We start from the raw sequence: 2,372 nt of genomic DNA, 5'->3' as shown, positions 1-2,372 counted from the left end.
CATCTAGCCGATTCATAGACGCGCTGGACCTTTTCGCTCATCGTCTTGTAAAGGGAATGGGCCCTGTCGGCCCTGGATTCCACGGATACCCGGATGGCGTGCTCTGTGTTTGACGGCCTGACCAACACCCACGAGTCCTCGTCGATTATCGCCTTGACGCCGTCGCCAATTATCAGCTGCGACGACTCGCCCTTCAATACGTCTGGAAGTCTTGCGATGACCCGGGCGTGTATGGCCGAATCCGCAGCTATCTTGGAGCGCACCTGCACAAATTGCGATGCTAAGGCAAGGCAATCGGATATCGTTTTTTTGTCAAGTGTCGCAATTGTGGCGGCCGCAAGCAGGCCGTCGCGGCACATGTTGAATTTCGGCATGATAAAGCCGGCGCTGCTGCCTTCGCCGCCCGCCTCTGCGCCCACGTCGAGCATCTTGTCGACCACGTTTGCCTCACCCACCTTGGAGTGAGAGACTCTGCCGCCGCGCCCTTTCACGAATTTCTCAATGGCGACGCTGGTGTCGATGCTGGTGACATAATTCTTGGCGCCCATTTCCACCGCCCGGGCTACGCACAAAAGCAAGGTCGCGTCGGGATTCAATTTATTGCCGTCCCGGTCCACGACCACGAGCCGGTCGGCGTCAAGGTCAAGCGCAAAGCCGTGGTCAAGTTTGTTGGCAGTGACGAGAGACCGCAAATCTGACAATTCGTCGGCCGTCGGGTCCGGCCCGCGCGACGAAACGCCGGCGACGCCGTTGATGCTGAAAAACTCGATCCCCATTTTCTTGAACAGCTGCTCGGCATAGCCGCAGGCAGCTCCGCCGCCGGCGTCTATGCCCACCCTTGCGTCCCCTTTGCCTGCAAGGGCTGCGACGTCGTCGACATAGGTTGTTGTCGCGCCGTACTCTGCGCCCGGCTGCGCGATTTTCACGCCTGACGCGAGCATCTGCTCAAGCTCTTTTTCAAACAGGCCGCGGCCTTCGATTATGAATTTCAGCCCGTTCCACTCTAGCGGGTTGTGCGACGCGGTGACGATGATGCCGGCGCCGTATTTCCTTGCCTCCCGGAACGCCGCAGGCGTCGGCGCCACTCCCAGGTTGTAGACGTCGATTCCGGCAGACAGTAAAGATGCGGATACAACTTGCGATATTATCCTGCCAGAAGGCCGGGTGTCGCGGGCAAGGATGCACTTGCCGGATTTTACCACGTTTGCAAACATGCCGGCAAACCTGGCCACCTCGTGCAGGTTGAAGTCCGGGCCATAGATTCCCCGGACGCCAGATATGGATACCTTCACGGCATGGAATTGCAGGTCGTGCATATTTATTTTAGCTCCGCTACAGGCTGCAAGTACTGCACAGGATTCTATTAACTATATCAAACAGTCTCGCAAGTAAAAGCTTAGTGCTTGGCAGCTACAAATATCTCATTGTGCCCATATCTATTGGGCTATTGCTGCCGGCATTTGCAGTCCCGTGGGTAGCCATCAACTTTCTTGGCTACAGGGCATATGCTCCGCTAGACATAATGGCAGGTTTTGCCCAGACTCCTGACGCCGCGGGAAGGCAGATAGACATTTCCCTTTTGCGCCAGAACGGCCCCACCGTCGCTGCTTCGATAGCAAGCATGTCGCTGTTTGTACTTGCCATTGCGTTTCTGCTTGCCGCGATCCCGCTAAAGAGGCATAGAACGCGCCTTGCGCTTGTGGGTGGCATCCTTGCCATAGGCTCAGGAGTGCTGTGGATATACGCTATCGAGTCTCTAAAGGACAGCATCGCAAGGGCCGCCGCAGTTACTGGCGGCATCATTGGCGAAGAATTCAGGGGAAGGGAGAACGACCTGGCAGACCTCTTTATCATCATGGGCATTGGCCACTATCTGGTCATGGCCGCAGGCGCGCTGTCGGTGTCCAATTATCTGGCAGAATTGCACGCTAGAGCGCGCCAGATCCCGAGCAGATAACAGAAATTTCCAGCCGGGCGCAAGTATTTTTCATCAGGTAGGCTATTCGCAAAAAATTTCATGTTACTTTTCATTACTTCAATATTCTATGCCATTGTCATATACTCCTATCCAGGATTTTGACATTTAGGAATAATTTGGGTCAAAATTTATATCATTCTTTCCGTTTTATCAACTGATGACGGACCAAGACCCGACTGATCATGAAAATCTACGTACCAACAATAACAACAACAAAAGAAAGATAATCATGGGCACGACGCTTTCGGCGGCCATTGCCCTTGTCCTTGCAACGGCCCTGCCGGGGCTCGCGCTGGCAGGCGCGACTGACACGAAAATGAGCCCGACCGAAGGCTATGACATCCACGTCACCGTGGGAAGGCACGACAGCGCTCACCTTGACGCGCAGATGGAC

3 protein-coding genes are annotated in these 2,372 nt (G+C 55.1%); 2 read left to right on the top strand and 1 reads right to left on the bottom strand.

Annotation, left to right across the window (positions count from 1 at the left end):
• Positions 1–1,292, bottom strand: a 1,292-nt coding sequence (locus ACREAY_RS11395) for a phosphomannomutase (protein ID WP_431755889.1), incomplete at its 3' end; no start/stop codon positions are given.
• Between the two features lie 107 nt (positions 1,293–1,399).
• Here ACREAY_RS11395 and ACREAY_RS11390 point away from each other — a divergent pair.
• Together ACREAY_RS11390 and ACREAY_RS11385 are read left to right on the top strand one after the other, a co-directional pair.
• The gene (locus tag ACREAY_RS11390; RefSeq protein WP_431755888.1) at positions 1,400–1,957 is read left to right on the top strand and encodes a hypothetical protein; all 558 of its coding nucleotides are present in this window, start codon (positions 1,400–1,402) and stop codon (positions 1,955–1,957) included.
• A 178-nt stretch (positions 1,958–2,135) separates the two neighbouring features.
• The coding region (locus ACREAY_RS11385) for a hypothetical protein (protein ID WP_431755887.1) at positions 2,136–2,372 on the top strand (237 nt) is incomplete at its 3' end.

This window comes from Nitrososphaera sp. (genome assembly GCF_050748925.1).
In the GTDB taxonomy this organism is placed as follows: domain Archaea; phylum Thermoproteota; class Nitrososphaeria; order Nitrososphaerales; family Nitrososphaeraceae; genus Nitrososphaera.
The sequence above is the reverse complement of the archived record's forward strand: the minus strand, read 5'-3'. Positions and strand labels throughout refer to the sequence as shown.